Source organism: Rouxiella aceris, assembly GCF_012933545.1.
Taxonomy (GTDB): Bacteria; Pseudomonadota; Gammaproteobacteria; order Enterobacterales; family Enterobacteriaceae; genus Rouxiella; species Rouxiella aceris.
Window position 1 is genome coordinate 1 of record NZ_JAADJU010000011.1, and the last position, 24,571, is coordinate 24,571.

A 24,571-nucleotide genomic window follows, 5' to 3' on the forward strand; every position below is an offset into this window, starting at 1 on the left:
GACACTGTTCAATTTGGACAAGGCGCAGGATTCCAAAGGAGGCGCGCCTTCGCCTCCTTTGGGCGGTCTGGGCCGCCGCCCAGTGAGCGCAGCGAATGCAGTTGACCTTGACCTTGACCTTGATCTTGACCTTGAAGTTAAAAGCAAATTTGCAATTAAAACCGAAACAGCTCCTCGGAGTTAATTGACTTTAAAGCCAAAAATTGCCATTTAAACTCAACAAACTTACTGCTCACTATAACCTTCGCCGCCCGGCGTCAACTGCGATAACTGACAGGCGGGGCTGCTTTTATTTTTATCATCCTGGCAGTCAGAGGCATCATCTTTGACAAAAATATGATCGAGGATGGCGCGAGCAGCCGGTCCGGCTACCAGCCCGTCACCACCACCGTTTTCAAGGATCAATGCCATCGCCACCGTCGGATGATCAAAAGGCGCAAAGGCGGTGTAGAAAATATGGTCACGCAGACGAACCGGCGTCATTTTGGCGTTATAGCTCTGGTTTTCACGTAGGCTGAACACCTGTGAGGTGCCGGATTTTGCCGCAATTTTATAAGGTGCGGTGTGGAACAGTTTGTAGCCGGTACCGTTGGGCGCATTGGCCATGCCAAACATCGCATTTTTGACGATGCTCCAATAGGCAGAATGCGGATCGGCAATCTGCCCGCCGTCCGGCATTTTATAAGGGGTGACAACATTACCCAGTTGCATGGCATCCAGCAGATGCGGGGTCATGATTTTACCGTTGTTAATCAGAATAGTTAGCGCCTTGACCATCTGAATTGGCGTGGCGATCCAATATCCCTGACCAATGCCTACCGAGACGGTATCCCCTTGATACCATTCTTTTTTATGAACTTTCATTTTCCATTCACGACTCGGCAGATTACCGTAATACTGCTCATCGAGATCGATACCCGACGACTTGCCGTAACCAAATTTACTCATCCATTCGTGAATACGGTCGATGCCCATTTCATAGGCGACCTGATAGAAAAAGGTATCTGCCGATTCCTCAATGGCTTTGGTGACATTCAGATAGCCATGACCGGTCTTCATCCAGTCGCGATAGTGGCGCTCGGTGCCGGGGAGCACCCAGGTTGGTGCACCAAAGAAGGTGGTCTGCGGAGTGATCACCCCGGCAAAAAGTGCCGAGATCGACATATAGGGCTTAATGGTCGACGCAGGGGGATAGAGGCCCTGAGTCACGCGGTTAATCAAAGGCAAATCGGGATTTTTCAGCAAGGTGCTGTAGGCCTTGCCGGAAATACCATTTACAAAGGGGTTAGGATCATAACTGGGACTGGAAACCATCGCGCGCACCGCGCCGTCACGGGGATCGACCACCACCACTGCCGCACGCTGGCCCTTAAGCACTTTTTCAATATATTGCTGCAAGCCGAGATCCAGCGTCAGCTTGATATTTTGACCAGCCTGGGGCGGGGTCTCAGTTAACAGACGGACAACGTGACCATGGTTATCGACTTCCACTTCCTGATAGCCGGTACGGCCATGCAAGGCTTTTTCGTAATATTTCTCTATCCCCTGCTTGCCGATATCGTGATCTGCCGCGTAATTCTCCATCAGTCCAGCGTCTTCCAGCTCTTTTTGGTCACGATCGTTAATCTTGGAGACATAGCCCACCACATGCGCCAGCTCGGCACCATAGGGGTACTGGCGCTGCTGATAGCTGCTGATCGAGACACCAGGGAAGTCAAACTGATTAACCGCGAAGCGGGCTACCTCTTCGTCGGTCAGCGCCTCTTTGAGCGGGATTTCGGCAAATTTTTTGCCGTGGTACATCGCATCCTGGAAGTTCGCCAGATCGTCCGGCGTCAGATCGACAATCGGCGTCAAGGCCTTTAAGGTCGCTTTGAGATCTGGCACTTTGCCGGGGATCAACTGGATCTGGTAGAGCGTAATATTTTGCGCCAATACCACGCCATTACGATCCATGATCAGGCCACGGCTCGGGGCGATGGGCAACATTTTGATGTCGTTCTGATTGGACCGCGTCTGATAGAAGTCGTGCATGCCAACCTGCAGACGGTAGAGGTTATAACCCAATACACCAAACAGCAGCACTACGATAACAAATGCGATCACCGCACGACGGATAAAAATTATTGACTCAGCCGTATGGTCGCGGATTTCTTCGTTAAGTAGGGCCATTACCGGGGGATTACCTTTCTTGTCAGACGTCTGTGCTTATGCAAAAAATGCGGGGGTGCAGAAAGTGCGAAAGGATAGCGCTAAAGCGCCAAGGGGACTATCAGAACAGTGCTAATGAACCCAGAGTAGTGTTTCTATTTATGAATATTTTTACACAATACGTTTCCGGGAGAAAACAGGGATTGACCAGCGGATATTACAGCGGAGGAACCGGCCTCAATCCCGTGTATAACAGGGTTGAGGCTGCGTTAGAAATGTTACTTACCTACGACTTCTACACAGTCACCATAGATGTAGCCTTCGGTTTCCGTGGCGATCACAAAGCTGTTTTTTACATGAATATACATTAAGTTATCTGCGGTTCCCGCCTTCATTGGCTGATCATTCTGGCCAATAATATCGGTCAGTTCGGGGCTGGTCACCATTTTGCTGCCGTCAGGAGAAAAGCTGAAGGTGTTACCCGCATCATAGACCCTGGCATCCTTATTAACCACCTGGGCAGAATCGTTGCCATCAGTCCCCTGGATACTATGTGTTAACACACATTTATAGGTTGTTACTGCATAAGCCGAGCAAGAAGTAAAAGTCAGTAATACCGCAATGAAAGCGACGAGCCTGGACATTGAAAAATCCCAACTAAGAAATGTGAGCCACATCCTATCACTTGGCAATATTATAGAAAGTAGGCGACGAAGAAATAGTCATAACCTGCTCCAGGGCTGGCAGAACAAAAAAAATGCAGTCTGCGAGCAACGGGTTACAAATCACTCACTTAAATCAAATTAATATTATTTAATAGGATATTATGAGCGAAAAGTTTTCGATAATGTCCATTTCACAATTTGCCTCAGTTAGCGGATTTGATGGTAAGTAAGCGTAACCTTCAGTAATTTTTTGGCAGTCGGGTAGTTGGGGCTTAAAAGTCAATTTTTGGATTTAACTTCAAGGTCTAGGTCAAGATCAAGGTTAACTTCAAAGTCAAGGTCAAGGTCAAGGTCAACTGCATTCGCTGCGCTCACTGGGCGGCGGCCCAGACCGCCCAAAGGAGGCGAAGGCGCGCCTCCTTTGGAATCCTGCGCCTTGTCCAAATTGATAAGTGTCGTGCCCTCGGTTGTAGTTCTTTCCAGTGACATCGGTGTGTGGCCTAAACCACGCCGCTGCGCGGTCCCTTCACTCGGTCGCGAGCCAAAAGCGTCTCGCTCCACGTCGCTCAGCGTAGGTTTTGAATCGGCCAGGAAGCATTTACTGAAAAACCGGCAACATTAAAGGTCAACTGCGAAAGATAAAAAGATAAAAAGATAAAAAGATAAAAAGATAAAAAGATAAAAAGATAAAAAGATAAAAAGACAATTTTGCCGCTGAAACGGCACGGTGTGCATAGTTGGCTGGCACATTCAGAGACGGCGCCGCGCGAAGCGGAGGGAGACGTTTTTGGCTCCCGACCGAGCAAGGGGACTGCGTAGCAGCGCGGCTCGTGCCACACTGGGGGTAACTGAAACATAGCCGGTAATAGGCAGCAGACAAATCAACAACACCAAAAGGCCAAGGATTGTTAAGGAGCGGGCCAGCGCTCCTTAACTCGGTTCGGCACAGTCGGTTAAGCTGCCACTGCAATTATAAAACCGAAACAGCTCCTCGGAGTTAATTGACTTTAAGCCAAACCGGTACGACGTACATAGCTAGTTGGCACATTCAGAGACGGCGCCGCGCGAAGCGGAGGGAGACGCTTTTGGCTCCCGACCGAGCAAGGGGACTGCGCAGCAGCGCGGCTCGTGCCACGCTCGGAGTCACTGAAACATAGCCGGTAATAGGCAGCAGACGCATCAGCAACACCAAAAGGCCCAGGATTGTTAAGGAGCGGGCCAGCGCTCCTTAACTCGGTTCGGCACAGCGGGTTAAGCTGCCACCGCAATGATAAAACCGAAACAGCTCCTCATAGCCAATTGATTTTAAAACCATAAATTGCCATTTAAGCTAAAACCGATACAGCTCCTCGGAGTTAATTGACTTTAAACCACAAATTGCCATTTAAGCCCAACCCGATACAGCTCCCCATAACCCATTGACTTTAAAAAAGAAAATTGCCATTTAAGCCCAAACTAATATTTCCCATCATTGAGCAGAAGCTTACTATTGCTGTTAATTCGCGCCTGGATAACTCGTTGCGTTTCTCGCGTAATTTGGTCTGGAAGCATTTCTTTCGACATTGATGAAAAATGTGCTGCAACCTCACAGGTTTTATCAATAATACGATCAATCTGCGGGACAGTAAGTTCGGCTTCTTCCATGCCAAGAGAAAGGATATGCCGACGGCCAATCTCGAGGGCTTCCCCCCTGACATCCATCTGGTGGTAGCCGCCCGGCCCCTCGCAGTAAGTTACGTCATAGGCTGGTGCAAGTTTCCATTGACCAGATGAAGACATGATATAAGCGAAGTTTTTGGGGTGATCGTCGCGATTATTGAAAATGACATTAAAGACGACACGCTCAAATGCCCGTGATTTTTCCCGCATATCATTGGTACACAGCTGTGTAGCCCGCAGAAAATTAGTGTAGTCGAGCGCTCCCGGAGACTGATAATCTGCACCAGTGAAAGCTGCAAGGCTTTGCATTGGCACCTTCATCCCCCCTTGGCGATCAAAACGTTTTGTGGCAAATGCCGCCTGCCCGTTAGGCAGACTAAAATATTGAGTATCCGGGGTGTGGATGCCACATGCCCGCAGGCATTGCATATAGATCGCCTCAATAGCACAAACTTCCGGATGCTCCTGTTTACCTGGAAATTTTACCAACCAGTTTTCCGCACCTAACACAGTCTTGGTTGTAAATGTTCCTGATTGCGGATCTCGACACAGTAAAGCTTTGGGTCTGGCCCCCTGGGGTGATCCCCCCATTTGCAGTAGCCGTTGCAAAAACTCGCCGCCGTCGCCATCAAGCACCTCATGAATTTCTGAGGCTAACTGGTCGAGAGGAATATCTTCTTCAGGAAACGCTGCATCGGGTTGTGCTGGCTGAAATGACATTGCTCCCATCGCATTGCTCCCGATGTAGGTTAAGCGTTCCAGAGGACCGATTCGTGCCACATTGAGACCTCGGCGGCGAAATAATCGATCCATCAGCAACATGCCCCATCCATCCGGCAACGAATCATAAACGGGCCCAGGCAACCCTAATTGATGCAAGGGAAAGTCTTTTCGTAACTTAGTCCCGCGCAATGGCAAGGTGTATGAGCATAATTCCAGTCCTTTGCGTATTGCTTCATCGCTGTATTCAAACATAATCACCGGGCGGCCGGTGATTGCCGTTGAGGAAACCAATGTTCCCCACAGCCAGTGCTCTCCCCAGCCGTCATAATAGACATTGATTTGATTAGGCATTCGACGCCTTCTTTTTTATACGTCTACGTTTAACACTCTCTTCATAACGCAAGATATCATCCAGCGTATCCACTCTGGGTTGAAAAAGCTGTTCAAGTTCTTTAACACGTCCAAGTACCATAGCGACTCGTACCACGGTCTCAAATCCAACGTTACGTCCCGACTCGAGATTCGACAACGTGTTTACGCCAATGCCCGCGCGGCCAGCCACTTCATTCTGGGTCATCTGCTGAGACAATCGTTCCTTGCGTAACCGCTCGCAAAGTAGCTTAACAACTTCGCCGGGTTTAGTGAGTGTTAAATCCATAATATTGTGGTTAATCTTAAAAAAATGAGTATTACACACAGTATAGTGGATTTAAAAAATATTTTTTAGACTTATGGTCAGGAGGCGTTGTTTTAAAATGGGGCTTAGAAGGCAATTTATTACTTAAAAGGCAATTAACTATGCTCACTGGGCGGCGGCCCAGAGCGCCTTTATAGCTTAAAAGTCAATTTACTCCGAGCAAAGGGTTTCGGTTTTAATTGCAAATTTGCTTTTAACTTCAAGGTCAACGTCAACATCAAGGGCATTCGCTGCGCTCACTGGGCGGCGGCCCAGACCGCCCAAAGGAGGCGAAGGCGCGCCTCCTTTGGAATCCTGCGCCTTGTCCAAATTGAACAGTGTCGTGCCCTCGGTTGTAGTTCTTTCCAGTGACCCCGGTGTGTGGCCTAAACCACGCCGCTTCGCGGTCCCTTCACTCGGTCGCGAGCCAAAAGCGTCTCGCTCCACGTCGCTCAGCGTAGGTTTTGAATCGGCCAGGAAACATTTACGGCAAAACCGGCAACATCAAAGGTCAACAGCGAAAAACAAAAAAAACAAAACAGTAGGTTCTGAAACCGTATGGTTTACATAGTTTGCTGGCACATTCAGAGACGGCGCCGCGCGAAGCGGAGGGAGACGTTTTTGGCTCCCGACCGAGCAAGGGGACTGCGCAGCAGCGCGGCTCGTGCCACACACGGAGTGACTGAAACATAGCCGGTAATAGGCAGCAGACGAATCAACAACACCAAAAGGCCCAGGATTGTTAAGGAGCGGGCCAGCGCTCCTTAACTCGGTTCGGCACAGCGGGTTAGGTGACCACCGCTATTATAAAACCGAAACAACTCCTCATAGCCAATTGCCTTTTAAAACCATAAATTGCCATTTAAGCCCAAACCAAAACAGCTTCTCTAAAGCCAATGGCCTTTAAAACCAAAAATTGCCATTTAAGCCAAACCGGCACGGTTTACATAGCTGACTGGCACATTCAGAGACGGCGCCGCGCGAAGCGGAGGGAGACGTTTTTGGCTCCCGACCGAGCAAGGGGACTGCGGAGCAGCGCGGCTCGTGCCACACTGGGAGTGACTGAAACATAGTCGGTAATAGGCAGCAGACGAATCAACGACACCAAAAGGCCCAGGATTGTTAAGGAGCGGGCCAGCGCTCCTTAACTCGGTTCGGCACAGCGGGTTAAGTGGCCACCGCTATTATAAAACCGAAACAGCTCCTCAGAGCCCATTGACTTTAAAAAAAGAAAATTGCCATTTAAGCCAAAAACCTTATTCCCCCGCCTTAGTACTAATCCCCCACTTCTTCATCCTCGAAATCAAAGTAGTACGTTTAATCCCCAAACGCTGCGCCGCACCTTTCGGGCCGGAAACTACACCGTTAGTTTCTTTAAGTACACGGAGGGTACGCTGATAGTCGGACTCCTCATCGCCCGCTACCGCCGTGCCGCGCGCAGGTTCGGCAAGTGCAGCGGCGCTAAAGCGCAACTCATCAAACTGTAAATTGAGCACATTCCCCTGGGTTAATAACACCGCTCGCTCAATCACGTTTTCCAGCTCACGCACATTGCCCGGCCACGGCATCAGACTCAGTAAACGCAATGTCTCGGCAGGAATGCTGTCGATAGTGCGCTTCATACGGCGGGCAATTTTAAAGGTCAGAAACTTCACCAACTGCGGAATATCTTCCGGCCGCTCGCGCAACGGGGGAATAACAATAGGAAAAACGTTCAGCCGATAATACAGGTCACTGCGGAACTGCTTGTCAGCCACCATTTGCAGCAAATCACGGTTGGTAGCCGCAATCAGGCGCACATCGGAGACGATCACCTTATTGCCACCTACTCGCTCAAACTCCCGCTCCTGCAAAATGCGCAGCAGCTTCGGCTGCAGCTCCAGCGGGATCTCGCCCACCTCGTCCAGAAACAGAGTGCCTTTGTCCGCCATTTCAAAGCGTCCGGCGCGCTGCGAGGTTGCCCCGGTAAACGCCCCCTTTTCATGGCCAAAGAGATCGCTTTCCAGCAAACCGGCCGGCATGGCAGCGCAGTTCATCTTCACCATGCGCTGGCTACGACGCTCGCTAAGATTATGGATCGCACGGGCAATCAGCTCTTTTCCGGTACCAGTTTCGCCGAGGATCAGTACCGAACAGTCACTTTTGGCTACCACTTCAACCTGTTTCAGCACCGCCGACATCGCCGCGCTGCGACCGACAATTTCGCTGAAATCGGGATGGCTGTCATGGCTTTGCTCTATCAGGTACATATTTTCATGTACCAGCTTCTCTTTTAACGCGGTAATTTCCTGATAAGCCTGGGCATTATTGACGGCAATAGCGATACGTTCGGCAATCTGCTGCAACAACGGCAAATTTTGTTGCTGGCTATCCAGCTCAACCAGTTTGAGAACGCCAAGGGTCTTCTGCCCAAAGCGCAATGGGATGATCGACAGCGTCTGGGACTGCGCCAGATAACGTTCAAAAAGCGCCCGCTCGTCCTGGGTCATTCGATCGCTGGAATGCAAGGGACGATGGACCACCTCACCGCTGCGCAGTACGCTGTCTTCCAGCGAATTGTCACGCGACAACTGATAAAAATTTCGTACCGAAGGAGCATCGGGAATAAAACAGGTAGAGTAGACCTTGAGTTGATCTTCACCGCTCTGCCCCAGCACTATGCTGAGGGTGGTGATGGGAAAATAGCACTGAATGGCCTGCGTCATCTCGAGGATCACATCATCGAGATCGCGCTCTGACAGCACCGCATTTGTTACATCTACCAATACACGAAAATCGTCGCGTTCATGACGCAACTGCCGCTGCTCTTGCAGAACCTGCTGCTGCCAGTTGAGCTGTTCCAGACACAAGGCCACCCAGGTCATCAGACGCTGTAGCCACTGCTTCTGCTCTTCATTAAACAGCCGCCCCTGGGTGCGAGTAAACTCACAGGCCCCCACCAGACCCAATGAGGTTTCCAGCGGGAAAAGGCAATAGTCGCCAAAATCCGGGCAAAGCTGCGGCAGGAGATCGTCAGGATAGCGGCTGCGATAGGCCTCACTTTGCCAATATTGGGATTTACCCTCCTTGATCAACTGCTGCAAAGGCCCTTGCGCTGCTCGCACCGGGGTTTCCCGTGGCAACAAAGCCGCAGCAGTATCTGCACGGAAGATATAGGAACGAAAAGACTGCGTCTCAGGTTCGAATACACTGAGAATAAAGTCTTTTGCCGCACCCGACAGGACCGTAATTTCGTTAATTTTTTCTAACAGGCTTGCCAGGTTTTTTTGGCTCAGCAGGTCACGGGCAAGCTCGAAGAGGTTATCCGTCTTCGCGGTATTCAAAATCGTTGTCGACATTGTCAGTTACTCAATTGGCAAGAGTGTGAAGCATGTGGCCCAGAGATCGACGAAAAATTATTATTTTGGGGCCGCGATATCACTACGACCCTGAACGGGACACCAGGTAAAGTCTAGCGCTTTCTTCCCGGTGATTTAGCCACGTCTGATCAACAAATACGGGGTAAAGGCTCGGCATAAGGCAAATCCAGCAGACGGGTAATGCCATAACTGCCGCGCAGAAGAATTTTCGCTGTACTCACTACCTCACCAATACAGGCGGCATCGACACCCAATGGATGCTGATGCAAACGTTCGAGCACATGTGGTGCACTGTCTGCCGAAGTCACAATCACCAGTTTGCCTTCATTGGCAAAATTTAGCGGCTCCAGACCCAACAGTTCGCAAATACCACGCACCGCGCTTTTCACCGGCAGACTGCTTTCGTCAATTTCAATGCCTAATCCGCTGGCCGCCGCATACTCATGCAGTATAGCGTTAACGCCACCGCGAGTAGCATCGCGCAGCGCGTGCACACCGGCGAGCGGGCGCAAAGGCGCAATCAAATCACTAAGCACTGCGCAATCGCTGCTGACATCCAATTGCATATCCAGCTTTTCGCGCAAATTGAGGATCGCCGCGCCGTGATCGCCCAGTGTACCACTGACAATAATCTTATCACCCACTGCAATGTTTTTTGCCGACCATTCGACAGCCTGCGGGATCACGCCAATGCCGGAAGTATTGATAAAGATTTTATCGGCAGCGCCGCGCGGCACTACTTTAGTATCGCCAGTGACAATCTGAATGCCATATTGTCTGGCGGTGTTGGCCATTGAGTCCACCAGGATTTGCAGGGTGTCGAGGGAAAATCCCTCTTCAAGAATAAACCCGCAGGACATAAACGCCGGTGTCGCTCCGCTGACCGCCAGATCGTTGGCCGTGCCACATACCGCCAGCTTGCCTATATCGCCGCCGGGAAAGAAGATCGGGTCGATAACATAGCTGTCGGTGGTAAAGGCCAGGCGATCGCCTTGCAGGGCCAGTTCGCTCAGCGACATACGCGCCTGATCTTCGCGCTGATTTAAAAAAGAGTTACTGAACGCGGTAAGGAACATCTCCTCGATCAACTGCTGCATTGCGCGTCCACCGCTGCCATGCGCCATTGTAACAACTCGATTGGCTGAGTTCATAAAGCGGTCCTGTGAATTTGATTAGGGTAAGACGGGCCAGCCGTAACGCTGTGGTCAGCAGGCGCGAGCGGTTCCAGCGATACTTCTTGTCGGCGATATTGATACCAAGCGGCGCAAGCCCCTTCCGAGGAGACCATCAGCGCACCAAAGGCATTTTGTGGATGACAATGGCTGCCGAATAACGGGCACTGATGGGGTTTACAGCGACCGGTTAACACTTCGCCGCAGCGCGCGCGCGGGTCGTCGCTGACCTGCTGTTTTTGCGGCTGAAAACGCCGTTCAGCATCATAGTCCAGATAGGCATCGGTAAGGGTAATACCAGAATCTGCAATTACCCCCAGGCCACGCCATTCACTGTCACCACCGAATTTAAATACTTCGGCGATAGCTTGTTGTGCCAGCGGGTTACCTTGCGCAGGCACCACCCGACGGTATTGATTTTCTGTTTCACAGCGCCCCTGGCAAAATTGTTCCACCAGCATCAACACGCTTTGCAGCATATCCAGGGGTTCAAAACCGCTGACCACCAAAGGGCGGCCAAAGCGCTCGCTGATAAAGCCGTAAGGCTCGGTGCCGATAATCATGCTGACGTGACCGGGTGCCAAAAAGGCATCGATCCGCACGTCAGGCTGTTGCAGCAAACTCTGTAAGGTGGGGATCAGGCTGATATGCTGACAAAACAGGGTGAAGTTTTTGATTTTTTCACGGCGAGCCTGTTGCAGGGTCACTGCGGTAACCGGCATGGTGGTTTCAAAACCCAGGCCAAAAAACACCACCTCGCGCGTTGGATTGGCCCTGGCCAATTTCAGGGCATCGAGCGGTGAATAGACCACGCGAACATCGGCACCCTGTGCTCGCGCCTGTAGCAAGGAGCCATGCTTGCCCGGAACTCTGACCGCATCGCCAAAGGTGCAAAAGATCACCTCGGGATGCGCGGCAATTTCACAGCAGGCGTCAATACGCCCCATCGGCAGAACGCAGACCGGGCATCCCGGCCCGTGAATAAACTCCAGCTCTGGCGGCAACAATTTATCAAGACCAAATTTGAAGATGGCGTGAGTATGGCCGCCGCACACTTCCATAATCTGCATCGGACGTTGCGCAGTAAAAGGCAATTCGGCTACCCGCTGCTCGATCTTTTTAAGCAGCCCAGTCACCATTTGTGGCGAGCGATATTCATCAACGTATTGCATCATGCCCCTCACCCTTGAGAAACAGGCCGACATCGTCTTCCACTTCACCCATTGCTGCCAGAGCGGCCAGAGTATCCAGCGCTTCGGCTTCATCCAGCAGGCTCATGGCAAAACCAACGTGGATCAGGATCCACTTGCCCAGCAATGAAGCGTAGGGTTGGTCACCGAGCACCAGCATGATGTTTACCTCACGGCGCATACCGCTGACTTCCGCCCAGGCGCAGTCCTGCGCGTCGTCGTGCAGGGCGACAATTTGCCCCGGGATGCCTATGCACATACTACATCCTCGCCCAGTTGGGCGCGTAACCAGTCAAGCCACTGCGTCATCCCTTCTCCGGTGGTGGCCGACAGCGCCAGCACGGTGATATCAGGATTGATCTGTCGAACATTGTCGATACAAGTGTCGACGTTGAAATCGACATAGGGCAGCAGGTCAATCTTGTTGAGGATCATCAGACTGGCGGCAGCGAACATATGCGGGTATTTCAGCGGCTTGTCATCACCTTCGGTGACGGACAATACCGCAACCTTATGGCGCTCGCCGAGATCAAAGCTTGCCGGGCAGACCAGATTGCCGACGTTTTCAATAAACAGCAGACTACGCGCGGCTGGGGACAGACGATGCGTGGCATCGTGGATCATTTGCGCATCTAGATGACAGCCTTTGCCGGTATTGACCTGGATCGCCGGTACGCCGGTAGCACGGATACGTTCTGCATCACGGGCAGTTTGTTGATCGCCCTCGATAACCGCACAGGTCACTTCAGGGGCCAGCAGCGTCAGAGTATGAGTCAACAAGGTGGTTTTACCTGAACCAGGGCTGGAGACCAGATTTAACGCCAGAATGTTCAACTCGCTGAAATGTTGGCGATTATGCTCGGCCAGATGGTTATTTTTATCCAGCACGTCGATCTCGATCTCCAGCATTTTACGCTGTGTCAGCCCAGGCGCGTGTCCTCCCGCTTCCCCTTTGCCGTAATGCAAAGATCCCGCGGCATCAACCGTCGGTTTAAAGGGTAAGCCAGCGTGAGACGCCGAGTCGTTGATAAAATGAAAATGTCCCGGCGTTAGATGAGGATGGTCATGATGGGGGTGATGGTGGTCATGATGATGGTGGTCATGATGATGCTCATCACCTTCAATTCGGGTTTCGCCACTGGCACAGCCACAGGTATTACACATAGTTATTCCTCATTTCAGCCTTCCATCTCGTCTTCATACTGCTGCCCGGCAGGCCATGCAGCGAGAGGGGAAGGGAATATCATTCGATTTCCAACCGTTTGATGGTCATGCCATTATCGGCGTCAATACGCAGATTACGGCCACCACATTGCGGACACAGCAGTACGCTGGGACTCATTAACTGAATATTTTTCTGACAATCGTGACACCAGCTATGGGCATCCTGCTCAATCAGGTGAAGCTGACATCCCTCCGCCAGGGTCTGCCGACAGACCATGTCAAAACAGAAATGCAGTGCCTCGGGTTCAACGCAAGAGAACGCCCCCAGCTCAATCCACACCGCAGTGATTTTTTTCACCGGATGCTTTGCCGCCTGTTGCAGCATGATTTCAAGCGCATTTTGGCACAGGGTTATTTCATGCATTTTATTCACCTGATATATAAAAGCAGAGTAATTTATATTTCGACATCCGAAGGGTCTATATAGCAAATTAAATGCCAGTTTATAAATCAATGAAAATTTATAGAGGATATTGAATTTACCGCTTCGTCAACATATCGACAGAAATGTCGAATCGTCACAACTTCGACATATTCCCGACAGATATCTTAATCTCAAAACAAATATATTTATTGATCGCAAACATAAAACCCCTCCCTTGCGAGGGATATTATTTCTCTGGCACGCTTTATGCTATCTGGAAGGATTCACGCAATCTTCCCCTGTTTGCGGAAAGGTAAAATGCACCGACTGGTGAGGCTAATTACGGATGGAAAACATGAGTACACTTAACGACCTTGTCGCACAATCTGAATACATTGCAGATAAAAAATGCCGTCTTGAAAATCAATGGCACAGCTACCACAGCACCTTGATACGCGCAGTAACGCTATCAAATAAGAAGATAAATCATCAGTTTACATGCAGCATAGACAACGATATCCGCTTTAAACTCTTTAATCATTTTACGGTATGCATCCATCTGGATAACGGATTTTATAATCAAAACATTGCTTATCGCATCAATCTCAACGACGCATCTGAGGACGAGCAGTTCCTGACGTTTGCCCATGCCACGCTTGACGAAAATAACAAAATTGACGAACAGATCGACATTAATAATCAGCAAGAAATTTTTCAACATTACCTAAATAAGATCCAACCTATTTATCAGTGCATATTTGATGCGTTGCAAAGTAAACAGCCTATCACTCCAGCGTTGAAGAAATTGCTCAATAGCATCTGAGTCTAGTTATAACAAAATGTGTCAATTTAATTTCCAGAAAAATTAATAAACATCATTCATGGCCTTGAGTGTCGAAATGTCATTTTTAGTGCCCGTTTCGACAATTATGTCGAAACATTGAGGAGTCCGGATGAGACGCCACGAACGAATAAACCAATATATTATTGCCGATCCCAAACAATGCATTGGTTGTAATACCTGCATGGCCAGTTGCTCCGCCGAGCATCAGGTGCTGGGACTGCAATCTGCCCCCAGGCTGACCGTGGTACGGGATGGATCGGGCACTGCGCCAATGACCTGTCACCAGTGTGAGGATGCGCCCTGCGCCAAAGTTTGCCCGGTTAATGCCATCAGCCATAAAGATGACGCCATTTTCCTTAACGAGAGTCTGTGCGTCAGTTGCAAACTCTGTGGTATCGCCTGTCCGTTTGGCGCTATCACTTTTGCCGGCAGCCATCCGATCGCTATCCCACGGGACTGCAACACGTCAAAAGCCTTACCGGCGCCTTATCCACCGCGTCCGATCAGTGCCTTCCTTGACTGTGTGCCCGGGGTCAGAGCCGTGGCGGTGAAATGCGATCTCTGTGCGCTAAGTGAAGAAGGCCCGGCCTGCGTCCGCACCTGCCCAACCAATGCCATCAAATTGGTGACTGCCGAGGTGGCGCAGTATGCCACGCAACAAAAACGACTCAGTGCCATGACGGTGCTTGCGGCCAGTTCGCCTTTCAATGCTCCCGCTGACGCCCACAAGGAATCCAATCGATGATTATGCCTTTGATGCTGGACCCGTTACCGCTATTGACGCTGGCGCTCGCCGCTTATGTCATCAGCGGTATCCTCAGCGCATTGCTGGCAAGTTTCGGCAAAGTCTCCTCCTGGCTAAGCGCGCTCGGCGGCCTGATTGCCTCGGCGGCCACCTTTTGCGCGGCATTGAGCGTATTGCTGGGCGGCGCGTTGTTGTCGGCAAGACTGCCGGGTATCAACTATCCCGTTGAGCTGAGTCAACTCAATGCTCTGCTGTTAGTGGCCATCTCCCTGCCCGCATTGTTCGGCAGTATTTATTCGCTGGCCTGGCTACAGTCTGCAACGGTCAAAAATCGTCGCCAGATCGCGCTGTTAAGCGCCTTCTTTCTGGCAGCCATGACGCTGGTTGTGCTCGCCGATAACAGCATTGCCCTGCTGCTCGCTCTCGAAGTCGCGGCGCTCTGTGCCTATTTCATGATTATCCAGCCCGGCTGTCAGAAAAGTCGCCGCGCCGGTTTAAATCAGTTTCTTTTTGGTCGTGCAGGCACGCTGCTGTTGGTGATCGCTTTCGCCCTGCTCTATCACGCAACGGGCAGCACCCATTTTAGCGTTGCGCGCGCCAGCGTCCTGTCGCCGCTGCTGGCTTCCGGCGTTTTTGTACTGGCGTTTCTCGGGTTTGCCATGCTTGCCGGGGTGATCCCCTTGCACGGTTGGGTGCCGCAGGCGCATAGCTCGGCACCGGCGCATATCAGCGCATTGTTCTCCAGCGGCCTGATGAAACTGGGCGTGCTGGGCATCGTCAAAATCGGCCTGGATCTGCTGGGTGTGCCGCCGCTGTGGTGGGGCATTGTGGTGTTGCTGCTGGCGGTGCTCACTGCCTTTGTCGGCGGCCTCTATGCGCTGATGGAACACGATATCAAGCGCTTGCTGGCTTACCACTCGCTGGAAAACATCGGCATTATCCTGCTCGGCATCGGTGGTGCCATGGTCGGATCTGCGCTGCACCAGCCCACCCTGGCCATGCTGGCGCTGATGGGCGGTCTGTTTCATCTGTTCAATCACGGGCTGTTTAAAAGTGCGCTGTTCCTCGGCGCAGGCGAAATCGAACAGCAGCTCGGTATTAAAGATATCGAAAAAATGGGGGGGCTGGCCCGGATCATGCCTTGCACCGCCGTGGCAATGCTTATTGCCTTGATGTCGATGTCGGCATTACCACCGCTTAACGGTTTTGTCAGTGAATGGTTTATCTATCAGTCGCTGTTTAACCTCAGCGGCCAGGGGCTGTTTATTACCCGTCTGCTGGGTCCATTGCTGGCGGTAGGACTGGCGATCACCGGCGCACTGGCGGTGATGTGTGTAGCCAAAGTATTTGGTGTCAGCTTCCTTGGCAAAGCACGCAGCCCGTTGGCGGAACAGGCCACCCGCGCACCACGCCTGATGACCTTTAGCACTGCCATGCTGGCGCTGCTTTGTCTGCTGTCGGGTATTGCCTCTCCGTGGTTACTGCCTGTGCTGGCGCGTATCTGTGCGGCCTTTCTTAATGCTCCGCAAATGGACATTGCCGCCCAGGCCAGCCTCTATCCAGGTGCCGGTAGCAAAACCTGGGTATCACCACCGCTGATGGCACTGTTGCTGCTTTCCCTGCCGCTGCTGCCGTTGTTGATCAGTGTCTGTCTGCGTGCCGGACGGCTGCCCAATCGCACACGCGGCGAGGCCTGGTCCTGCGGTTATGGCTATTCCAGTGAGATGGCGGTGACCGCCAGCGGTTTTGCTCAGCCACTGCGGGTGATGTTTGCACCGATTTATCGGCTGCGGAAAATCTTTATGCCTGACGGGCTGGTAAGCCTTATCCATCGTGATTGTCTGGCGGCCTTTTGTCGACGTCTGGCCATTGTTGAATTGGCTATTTTGCTGGTTGTGGCCATCGCCTGAGGATTTACATCATGACTTCTTTTGATCTTTTGATTTCGCCGCTGTGGCCGCTGGCGCTGATCCAGGCGCTGGTGCTGCTGGCACTGGCCCCGCTGTTTGCCGGCTTTAGCCGGGTATTGCGCGCCAGAATGCACAGCAGACGCGGACCGGGTGTACTGCAGGAATATCGCGATATCGCCAAGCTGCTTAAGCGCCAGAGTCTGGCGCCTGACGGTGCCGGCCCGGTATTTCGCAGCATGCCTTATCTGCTCACCGGCGCTCTGCTGGTGATCGCCACCGCGCTGCCGATAGTCACCCTCGCTTCGCCTTTTGGTGCACTCGGCGATCTGATCACCGTGATCTATCTGTTTGCCGTGGTGCGCTTTGTGTTTGTGATTGCCGGATTGGACACCGGTAGCGCCTTTACCGGCATCGGGGCCAGCCGTGAAGCGGTGCTCGGGGTGTTGGTCGAGCCGATTCTGTTACTGGGCTTATGGATTGCCGCCCTCACCGCCGGTTCGACACAGCTGGGGGCTATTGCCACTCAGGTAACCCACTGGACGTCCCTTGCTTCGCCGTTACCTTTGGGCCTGGCCCTGCTGGCCTGCGGTTTCGCCACCTATATCGAAATGGGCAAATTGCCTTTCGATATGGCCGAAGCCGAACAAGAGCTACAGGAAGGTCCTTTGACCGAATACTCCGGTGCCGGTTTGGGCGTACTGAAACTGGGGATCAGCCTGAAACAACTGGTGGTCCTGCAACTGTTTCTCGGGGTGTTTATTCCGCTGGGTCAACTGACCACCTTCAGCGCCGAAGGCCTGGCGATCGCCACTGTGATCGCCCTGCTCAAACTGGCAGTGGCCGTTTTCCTGGTAGCCATGGTTGAAAACAGCGTAGCGCGTTTACGCTTCTTGAAAACCTCGCAGACGACCTGGGCAGGCTTTGGGCTGGCATTTCTGGCACTGGTTTCCTGGCTGGTAGCAGGCTGATTTCCGACATTAATGATTATCCCGCCAAGCGGGAAGAGGCTGTAGCAATGAGTAACCTGAAAAGTAATCCGGTCGGCCAGCAGTATCTGTTGGCACTCAGTCAGGCATTCCCTTCTGCCGTGCTGGATACCAGTTGGCAGACCGATACGCAAATTACCGTGACCGTGAAACTCAACGCACTGCCGGAGGTGGTCGAGTATCTTTATTACCAACAGGGAGGCTGGTTATCCGTACTCTTTGGTAACGATGAACGCACGCTGTGCGGCAATTACGCACTCTATTATGTGCTGTCGATGGAACAGGGCGAGAAATGCTGGATCACCATCCGCACCGAAGTGGATCCGATCTCACTGGAGTTCCCTTCCGTGACGCCACGAGTACCGGCCGCCGTCTGGGGTGAACGCGAAGTCCGTGATATGTATGGTCTGCGTCCGGTTGGCCTGCCTGACGAACGCCGTCTGGTGCTGCCCGACGACTGGCCAGACGATCTCTATCCACTGCGTAAAGACTCGATGGACTACCGCCAGCGCCCGGCCCCGACCACCGATCGCGAAACCTATCCGTTTCTTAGCGAAGCAGGCGTTGATAGCACCGTAGTACCCATAGGTCCGCTGCACATCACCTCCGATGAACCGGGTCACTTCCGTCTGTTTGTCGACGGCGAAGATATTATTGACGCCGATTACCGTCTGTTTTACGTGCATCGTGGCATGGAAAAACTGGCGGAAACCCGTATGGGCTACAACGAAGTCACCTTTTTGTCCGACCGCGTCTGTGGTATCTGCGGCTTTACCCACAGCGTCGCCTACACCTCATCGGTAGAAAATGCCATGGGCATTGTGGTGCCGGAACGGGCACAGATGATCCGCTCCATTTTGCTGGAAGTGGAACGTCTGCACAGCCACCTGCTGAACCTCGGTCTGGCCTGCCACTTTGTCGGCTTTGACTCCGGTTTTATGCAGTTTTTCCGCGTACGTGAACTGTCGATGAAAATGGCAGAGATCCTTACCGGCGCGCGCAAAACCTACGGCATGAACCTGATTGGCGGCATTCGTCGCGACATTCTGAAAGAAGATATGCTGCAAACCATCCGTCTGGCCGGTGAGATGCGTCGTGACCTCACGGACCTGGTGGATATTCTGCTCAACACCGCCAATACCGAGCAACGCAGCCGTGGTATCGGCCAGCTCGATCCGCAGGTCGCCCGCGACTTCAGTAACGTCGGTCCGATGGTGCGCGGCAGCGGTCATCGCCGCGATATGCGTCAGGATCACCCTTACGCCGGTTACGCCAAGCTGCCTTTTGAGCTGTGCAGCGAAAGCGGCAATGACGTGTTCTCACGCCTGAAAGTACGCATTCACGAAGTCTTTAACTCGCTGAATATGATTGAATTTGGTCTGCAATCCCTGCCGGGCGGCCCGCTGTCCGTCGAAGGCTTCAACTATATCCCGCACCGTTTTGCCCTCGGCTTTGCCGAAGCGCCGCGCGGCGATGATATTCACTGGAGCATGACCGGCGATAACCAGAAATTATTCCGCTGGCGCTGCCGGGCGGCCACCTATGCCAACTGGCCAACGCTGCGTTACATGCTGCGCGGCAATACCGTCTCTGACGCACCGCTGATTATCGGCAGCCTCGATCCCTGCTACTCCTGCACCGACCGCATGACCATTGTCGATGTCAGAAAGCGTAAATCGACAGTGGTGTCTTACAAAGAGATCGAGCGCTACGGCATTGAGCGGAAAAATTCACCGATCAAATTTTAAAACAGTAAGGCTGTATAGCCCGCAATTTCCCGCGTCTGTCGCGTGAATATTGCGGGCTATAAGCGGAGCAAAAGCATGTTGAAACTGATCAAGAAAGTCTTGAAGCAAGGCCCGGCGACGGTGGCCTATCCCGCAGCACCGCTGGATCTCGCGCCAAACTTTCGCGGCAAGCCACAGTACGATGCGCAGCAATGCATCGCCTGCGGCGCCTGCGCCAACGCCTGTCCCTCCAATGCGCTAAGCATGACGACCGATGTCGAGAGCGGACAAATCAGTTGGTCACTGTTTCTTGGGCGTTGCATTTTCTGCGCCCGCTGTGAGGAAGTCTGCCCAACGGCCGCCATTCGACTGTCGCAGGACTTCGAGTTGGCGGTATGGCGCAAAGAAGATCTGTTTGAGCGCGCGGACTTTAGCATCTGTCACTGCCGCAAGTGCGCCAAACCCTATGCGCCACAGAAAGAGATCGACTACGCCATGGCACTGCTGGAAGAGAATAACGGCTTGAGCGCGCAGCAGATTGAAGCCATGCGCGACCGGTTCGAAACTTGTCCGGCCTGTAAACAACAGGCACAGCGGGTCTACGCCGATCAGATAGACGTAGGTCGCCATCTGTCCCAGGAGGTAAATTCATGAGCCAGACGCTGATTGGCCCACGCGATGAAAACGGCCTGCCCGTTCCCATCACCCTTGACGAAAGTATCGCCAAACTAAAAAGCACGCTGCTGAAAGATATTCGCCGTTCAGCCTATGTCTATCGCGTGGACTGCGGCGGTTGCAACGGCTGTGAAATCGAGATTTTCGCTGCTATTTCACCGCTGTTTGATGCCGAACGCTTTGGTATCAAAGTGGTACCTTCACCGCGCCATGCCGATATCCTGCTGTTTACCGGTGCGGTAACCCGTGCGATGCGCGTCCCGGCACTGCGCGCCTGGGAGTCGTCCCCGGACCCTAAAATCTGTATTTCTTACGGTGCCTGCGGCAACAGCGGCGGCATTTTCCACGATCTCTACTGCGTCTGGGGCGGTACCGACACCATAGTGCCGGTGGATGTCTATATTCCGGGCTGTCCGCCAACACCGGCGGCGACCATTTACGGTTTTGCCATGGCGCTGGGTCTGCTGGACCAGAAAATCAAAGGCCAGCAATACGATCAGACCCATTCTCCGGCCGCACCGCTGCTGCACCCGGAATTTCCTCAGCCGCTGCGCGTGTTGCTCGACCGCGAAGCCCGCCGTATGGCCGGTTATCGCTACGGTCGCCAGATCGCCGACAGCTATATGAACCTGATCGCCAATCAGTCCCCGGTCGATGCCGAACAGCGTGTTGCTGCCCATCTGCTGGAACAGGGCGATCCGCGTCTTAACGAGATTATCGGCAATCTGCAGGTGATCTATCGCCAGGCCCTGAGCGGGGAGATCACCCTGTGAATACCCAACGTTTTGCCCAGCATCAACAGCATCCCGCTTCACAGCGCTTTGCCGGGGGAAACGTGGTGTTTTATGCGCTGGGCAGCAAATTTATTCAGGAAAAAAAGGACCGGGAAAATACCCCGCCCAAAGCTCAGGAAGTGATTTATTACAGCCTGGCAATTGGCCACCACCTTGGGGTGATTGACTGTCTGAAACCGCAGATCACCTGCAAGGTCGCCGAGTATGACGCCTGGATAGCGCAGTTGCCGATCGATGGCGAGGCGCGCCGCAAGCTGGAAGGGGTCAAGCGCTTTGGCGAGATCAATATCGACGGTACCCACACCCATTTACTGGCGGTGGCGCTGCACCACAGCTTGCCGCAGATGACCGAACAGCAGCAGCAATGGAGCCGGGAACTGATCGCCCTATTGCAGCGCATGGAAAATGAACCGGCGATTTATCTGCTGGTGAGGAGACACGATGACTGGTAACCGTCCGCAGGCCGATCAGGTGCTGCTCTGCGTTGGCAATTGTCTGATGGGTGATGACGGCGCGGGTCCGCGTCTGGCAGAAATCTGTCTACAGCAGCCACTGGCGCACTGGACGGTGATTGACGGCGGCGTCTCCCCCGAAAACGATATTTATGCCATTCGCGAACATCGTCCGCGTCGGCTGGTGATTGTTGATGCCACCGATATGGGCCTGGCACCGGGTGAACTGCGCATCGTCGACGAAAAAGATATCGCCGAGATGTTCTTTGTCACCACCCACTCGATGCCGCTGACTTTTTTGATGCAGCAGCTGGAAGACGATATCGATGAGATCACCTTTATCGGTATTCAACCCGAAGTGGTGGCGTTCTATTACCCAATGAGCGAAGCGGTAGAGCAGGCAATCCACCAGCTCTACGCCCTGCTGGCCGCTGATGATATCGCCCGCTGCATCGCCCCTTATCTACCTAATATTCAACCAACAGGAGTTTGTGATGAATAAGTTCATCATTGCCGATCCGAAAAAGTGCATTGGCTGCCGAACCTGCGAAATCGCCTGCGTGATGGCACACGCCGAATCACAGGAAATCGCCACTTTTACCGCGGCAAATTTCGTCCCACGCCTGCATGTGATCCGCGGCATGAATCTGACGACGCCGGTGCTGTGTCGCCAATGTGAGGATGCTCCCTGCGCCAATGTCTGTCCCAACGGTGCCATCAGCCGCCTTGACGACCGCGTTCAGGTGCTGCAAGAACGCTGCATCGGTTGCAAAACCTGTGTTGTCGCCTGCCCTTACGGTGCCATGGAAGTGGTGACCAAGCCGGTGTTCCGTCAAAACGGCGCCATGTTGAAAACAACGTCCGAAAAAGCAGAAGCACACAAATGCGACCTCTGTTCTGAGCGTGAAAACGGTCCGGCCTGTATGGAAGTGTGCCCGACCAACGCTCTGCATTGCGTTGACCGTGAAATGTTGCAGGAAATGAGTGCCGAAAAACGCCGTCGCGCCGCACTCGACAACACCTCACCTCTGCTTTTCTAACGCCCGATTTAAGGAAATAACCATGAAAAAAGTTACTACAGTTTGTCCATATTGCGGCGCGGGTTGCAAATTAAACCTGGTGGTTGATAACGGCAAGATTATCCGTGCCGAAGGGGCCAATGGCGTGACCAACCAGGGCGAACTCTGCCTGAAAGGTTATTATGGCTGGGACTTCCTCAACGATACCAAGCTGCTGACTCCGCGTCTGACTCAGCCGTTGATCCGTCGCGAAAGAGGCGGTCGTTTTGAAGCCGTTAGCTGGGAAGAGGCGATCAGCTATACCGCCAGCCGCCTGAAAGAGATCAAGGAAAAACATGGCCCGCGCGCCATTATGCACACGGGTTCATCCCGTGGTACCGGTAACGAAACCAACTTTGTGATGCAGAAATTTGCCCGTGCGGTGATCGGCACCAACAGCGTCGACTGTTGTGCTCGCGTCTGCCATGGTCCATCAGTGGCCGGTTTGCAGACCACCCTCGGCAATGGCGCGATGAGTAACTCGATCAGTGACATTGAAAATTCAAAATGTCTGCTGGTGATTGGCTATAACTGCGCCGACTCCCACCCCATCGTCGCCCGTCGCGTGATCAAGGCCAAAGAAAATGGCGCTAAAATTATCGTCTGTGACCCGCGTCGTATTGAAACTGCACTGATCGCCGACCAACATTTGCAGATCAAAAACGGCTGCAATATGGCACTGGTCAACGCCTTTGGTTATGTGCTGATTGAAGAGAATCTTTACGATCAGGATTATGTTGCCAAGTATACCGAAGGCTTTGAAGAGTACCGCGCACAGGTAGCCGACTACGCACCAGAAAAAGTCGCAGCCATGACCGGCGTCAGCGCTCAGCAGATCCGCCAGGCAATGCGCACTTATGCCGCCGCGCCAAGCGCCACCATTATGTGGGGCATGGGGGTTACCCAGTTTGGTCAGGCAGTGGACGTGGTCAAAGGCCTCTCCAGCCTGGCATTGCTGACCGGCAACCTGGGTCGTCCAAATGTCGGTGTCGGTCCGGTTCGTGGCCAGAATAACGTGCAGGGTGCCTGTGATATGGGCGTTATCCCTAACGAATTCCCGGGTTATCAGTCCGTTACCGATCCTAAAGTTCGCGAAAAATTCGCCAATGCCTGGGGCATTGACGCCAGCACCATGGACCCGGACGTCGGTTATCGCATCACCGAAGTCCCACATCTGGTGCATGAAGGTAAAGTCAAAGCCTACTACATTATGGGTGAAGATCCGCTGCAAACCGAAGCCGATCTCGGCCTGGTTCGTGCCGCCTTTAAAGAACTGGAATTTATTGTCGTCCAGGACATCTTTATGACCAAAACGGCAGAACAGGCGGACGTGATCCTGCCTTCTACCTCCTGGGGCGAGCACGGCGGCGTCTTCTCCTGTGCTGACCGTGGTTTCCAACGCTTTGAGAAAGCCATCGAGCCACAATATAACGTCAAACGCGACTGGGAAATCATCAGCCTGCTGGCCACTGAGTTAGGCTACCCGATGCATTACAACAGCAATGAAGAGATCTGGGATGAGGTTCGCGAACTTTGCCCACTGTTCTTTGGCGCAACCTACGAAAAAATGGGTGCCCTCGGCCATGTTCAGTGGCCATGCCCGACGCTGGATCATCCGGGTACCCCGTACCTGTACCAGGATAATAAGTTCACCACGCCAAGCACCAAGGGTCTCCTGTTTGCCGCACCATGGCGCGCACCGGCAGAGATCCCTGATGCCTCTTACCCGCTGGTGCTATGTACCGTGCGTGAAGTCGGCCACTACAGCTGTCGCTCCATGACCGGTAACTGTGCCGCGTTGCAGACGCTGGCCGATGAACCCGGCTTTGTGCAAATCAATCCGGAAGATGCCAAAACGCTGGGTATTCGCGATCAGCAACTGGTGTGGGTCAGCTCACGTCGTGGCAAAGTGATCACCCGCGCCAATTTGAACGAGCGTATCAATCTCGGTGCAGTCTATATGACTTACCAGTGGTGGATTGGTGCCTGTAATGAACTGACGCAGGAAAATCTCGACCCGATCTCCAAAACGCCAGAAACCAAGTATTGTGCGGTAAAAGTCGAGCCGATTGCCAATCAGGCAGAAGCCGAAAATTACGCGCAAAAAGCCTATAGCGACATGAAAGCACGTCTGCGTCGTGCCAATGAAGACGTCATGCCACTGAATATCCCGGTGGTTTCACTCTAAGTACCTTGG

23 protein-coding genes are annotated in these 24,571 nt (G+C 52.9%); 12 read left to right on the top strand and 11 right to left on the bottom strand.

The window, feature by feature from the left end:
• Window positions 1–184, top strand: a 184-nt coding sequence (locus tag GW590_RS24225) for a hypothetical protein (RefSeq protein WP_211186837.1), incomplete at its 5' end; no start/stop codon positions are given.
• A gap of 41 nt (window positions 185–225) precedes the next feature.
• Here GW590_RS24225 and mrdA read toward each other — a convergent pair.
• From mrdA to hypA, 11 genes are all read right to left on the bottom strand, one after another.
• Window positions 226–2,172 carry a penicillin-binding protein 2 gene (gene mrdA, locus GW590_RS18730; RefSeq protein WP_169404606.1) on the bottom strand — a complete coding sequence of 649 codons (1,947 nt, stop codon included), beginning with the start codon at window positions 2,170–2,172 and terminating at the stop codon, window positions 226–228.
• A gap of 257 nt (window positions 2,173–2,429) precedes the next feature.
• Window positions 2,430–2,795, bottom strand: a complete 366-nt coding sequence (locus GW590_RS18735; protein WP_169404607.1) for a hypothetical protein — start codon at window positions 2,793–2,795, stop codon at window positions 2,430–2,432.
• Window positions 2,796–3,095: 300 nt separating this feature from the next.
• Window positions 3,096–3,305 (bottom strand): hypothetical protein, encoded by a 210-nt coding sequence (locus tag GW590_RS18740; RefSeq protein ID WP_169404608.1) that lies wholly within the window; start codon window positions 3,303–3,305, stop codon window positions 3,096–3,098.
• A 966-nt stretch (window positions 3,306–4,271) separates the two neighbouring features.
• A complete protein-coding gene (locus tag GW590_RS18745; protein WP_169404609.1) occupies window positions 4,272–5,549 on the bottom strand; it encodes a type II toxin-antitoxin system HipA family toxin in 1,278 nt (425 codons plus the stop codon).
• Complete coding sequence (locus GW590_RS18750; RefSeq protein ID WP_211186838.1) at window positions 5,542–5,856, bottom strand: helix-turn-helix domain-containing protein; 315 nt, start codon at window positions 5,854–5,856, stop codon at window positions 5,542–5,544. The genes GW590_RS18745 and GW590_RS18750 overlap by 8 nt, the downstream gene beginning before the upstream one ends.
• Before the next feature lie 1,274 nt (window positions 5,857–7,130).
• Window positions 7,131–9,212, bottom strand: coding sequence for a formate hydrogenlyase transcriptional activator FlhA (flhA, locus tag GW590_RS18755; RefSeq protein WP_169404610.1), 2,082 nt, complete (start codon window positions 9,210–9,212; stop codon window positions 7,131–7,133).
• 149 nt (window positions 9,213–9,361) lie between these two features.
• Window positions 9,362–10,384, bottom strand: a complete 1,023-nt coding sequence (hypE, locus tag GW590_RS18760) for a hydrogenase expression/formation protein HypE (RefSeq protein WP_169404611.1) — start codon at window positions 10,382–10,384, stop codon at window positions 9,362–9,364.
• Window positions 10,381–11,577 (bottom strand): hydrogenase formation protein HypD, encoded by a 1,197-nt coding sequence (hypD, locus tag GW590_RS18765; RefSeq protein WP_169404781.1) that lies wholly within the window; start codon window positions 11,575–11,577, stop codon window positions 10,381–10,383. Before hypD ends, hypE begins: the two co-directional genes overlap by 4 nt.
• Entirely contained in the window at window positions 11,564–11,854 is a 291-nt protein-coding gene (gene hypC / locus GW590_RS18770) for a HypC/HybG/HupF family hydrogenase formation chaperone (RefSeq protein WP_169404612.1), read from the bottom strand. The genes hypD and hypC overlap by 14 nt, the downstream gene beginning before the upstream one ends.
• Window positions 11,845–12,759 (bottom strand): hydrogenase nickel incorporation protein HypB, encoded by a 915-nt coding sequence (gene hypB, locus GW590_RS18775; RefSeq protein WP_169404613.1) that lies wholly within the window; start codon window positions 12,757–12,759, stop codon window positions 11,845–11,847. Before hypB ends, hypC begins: the two co-directional genes overlap by 10 nt.
• A gap of 79 nt (window positions 12,760–12,838) precedes the next feature.
• Entirely contained in the window at window positions 12,839–13,183 is a 345-nt protein-coding gene (gene hypA, locus GW590_RS18780; protein ID WP_169404614.1) for a hydrogenase maturation nickel metallochaperone HypA, read from the bottom strand.
• Between the two features lie 355 nt (window positions 13,184–13,538).
• Between hypA and GW590_RS18785 the strand changes: the two genes are divergently transcribed.
• From GW590_RS18785 to fdhF, 11 genes are all read left to right on the top strand, one after another.
• Complete coding sequence (locus tag GW590_RS18785) at window positions 13,539–14,006, top strand: formate hydrogenlyase regulator HycA (protein WP_169404615.1); 468 nt, start codon at window positions 13,539–13,541, stop codon at window positions 14,004–14,006.
• Window positions 14,007–14,154: 148 nt separating this feature from the next.
• Entirely contained in the window at window positions 14,155–14,772 is a 618-nt protein-coding gene (locus tag GW590_RS18790) for a 4Fe-4S dicluster domain-containing protein (RefSeq protein WP_169404782.1), read from the top strand.
• A complete protein-coding gene (locus GW590_RS18795; protein ID WP_169404616.1) occupies window positions 14,769–16,682 on the top strand; it encodes a proton-conducting transporter transmembrane domain-containing protein in 1,914 nt (637 codons plus the stop codon). The genes GW590_RS18790 and GW590_RS18795 overlap by 4 nt, the downstream gene beginning before the upstream one ends.
• Window positions 16,683–16,693: 11 nt before the next feature.
• Window positions 16,694–17,650, top strand: a complete 957-nt coding sequence (locus GW590_RS18800; RefSeq protein ID WP_169404617.1) for a respiratory chain complex I subunit 1 family protein — start codon at window positions 16,694–16,696, stop codon at window positions 17,648–17,650.
• Between the two features lie 47 nt (window positions 17,651–17,697).
• Entirely contained in the window at window positions 17,698–19,416 is a 1,719-nt protein-coding gene (locus GW590_RS18805; protein WP_169404618.1) for a hydrogenase large subunit, read from the top strand.
• Window positions 19,417–19,491: 75 nt separating this feature from the next.
• Window positions 19,492–20,049: a formate hydrogenlyase complex iron-sulfur subunit gene (locus GW590_RS18810; RefSeq protein WP_169404619.1), complete on the top strand. Its 558-nt coding sequence runs from the start codon at window positions 19,492–19,494 to the stop codon at window positions 20,047–20,049.
• On the top strand, window positions 20,046–20,843 hold the full coding sequence (locus tag GW590_RS18815; protein ID WP_169404620.1) for an NADH-quinone oxidoreductase subunit B family protein: 798 nt from the start codon (window positions 20,046–20,048) through the stop codon (window positions 20,841–20,843). The genes GW590_RS18810 and GW590_RS18815 overlap by 4 nt, the downstream gene beginning before the upstream one ends.
• Before the next feature lie 62 nt (window positions 20,844–20,905).
• Entirely contained in the window at window positions 20,906–21,316 is a 411-nt protein-coding gene (locus GW590_RS18820; RefSeq protein WP_169404783.1) for a formate hydrogenlyase maturation HycH family protein, read from the top strand.
• The gene (gene hycI / locus GW590_RS18825) at window positions 21,306–21,818 is read left to right on the top strand and encodes a hydrogenase maturation peptidase HycI (protein ID WP_169404621.1); all 513 of its coding nucleotides are present in this window, start codon (window positions 21,306–21,308) and stop codon (window positions 21,816–21,818) included. Before GW590_RS18820 ends, hycI begins: the two co-directional genes overlap by 11 nt.
• Entirely contained in the window at window positions 21,811–22,356 is a 546-nt protein-coding gene (gene hydN, locus GW590_RS18830) for an electron transport protein HydN (RefSeq protein ID WP_169404622.1), read from the top strand. Before hycI ends, hydN begins: the two co-directional genes overlap by 8 nt.
• Before the next feature lie 22 nt (window positions 22,357–22,378).
• A complete protein-coding gene (gene fdhF, locus GW590_RS18835) occupies window positions 22,379–24,562 on the top strand; it encodes a formate dehydrogenase subunit alpha (protein ID WP_169404623.1) in 2,184 nt (727 codons plus the stop codon).
• Window positions 24,563–24,571: the final 9 nt, after the last annotated feature.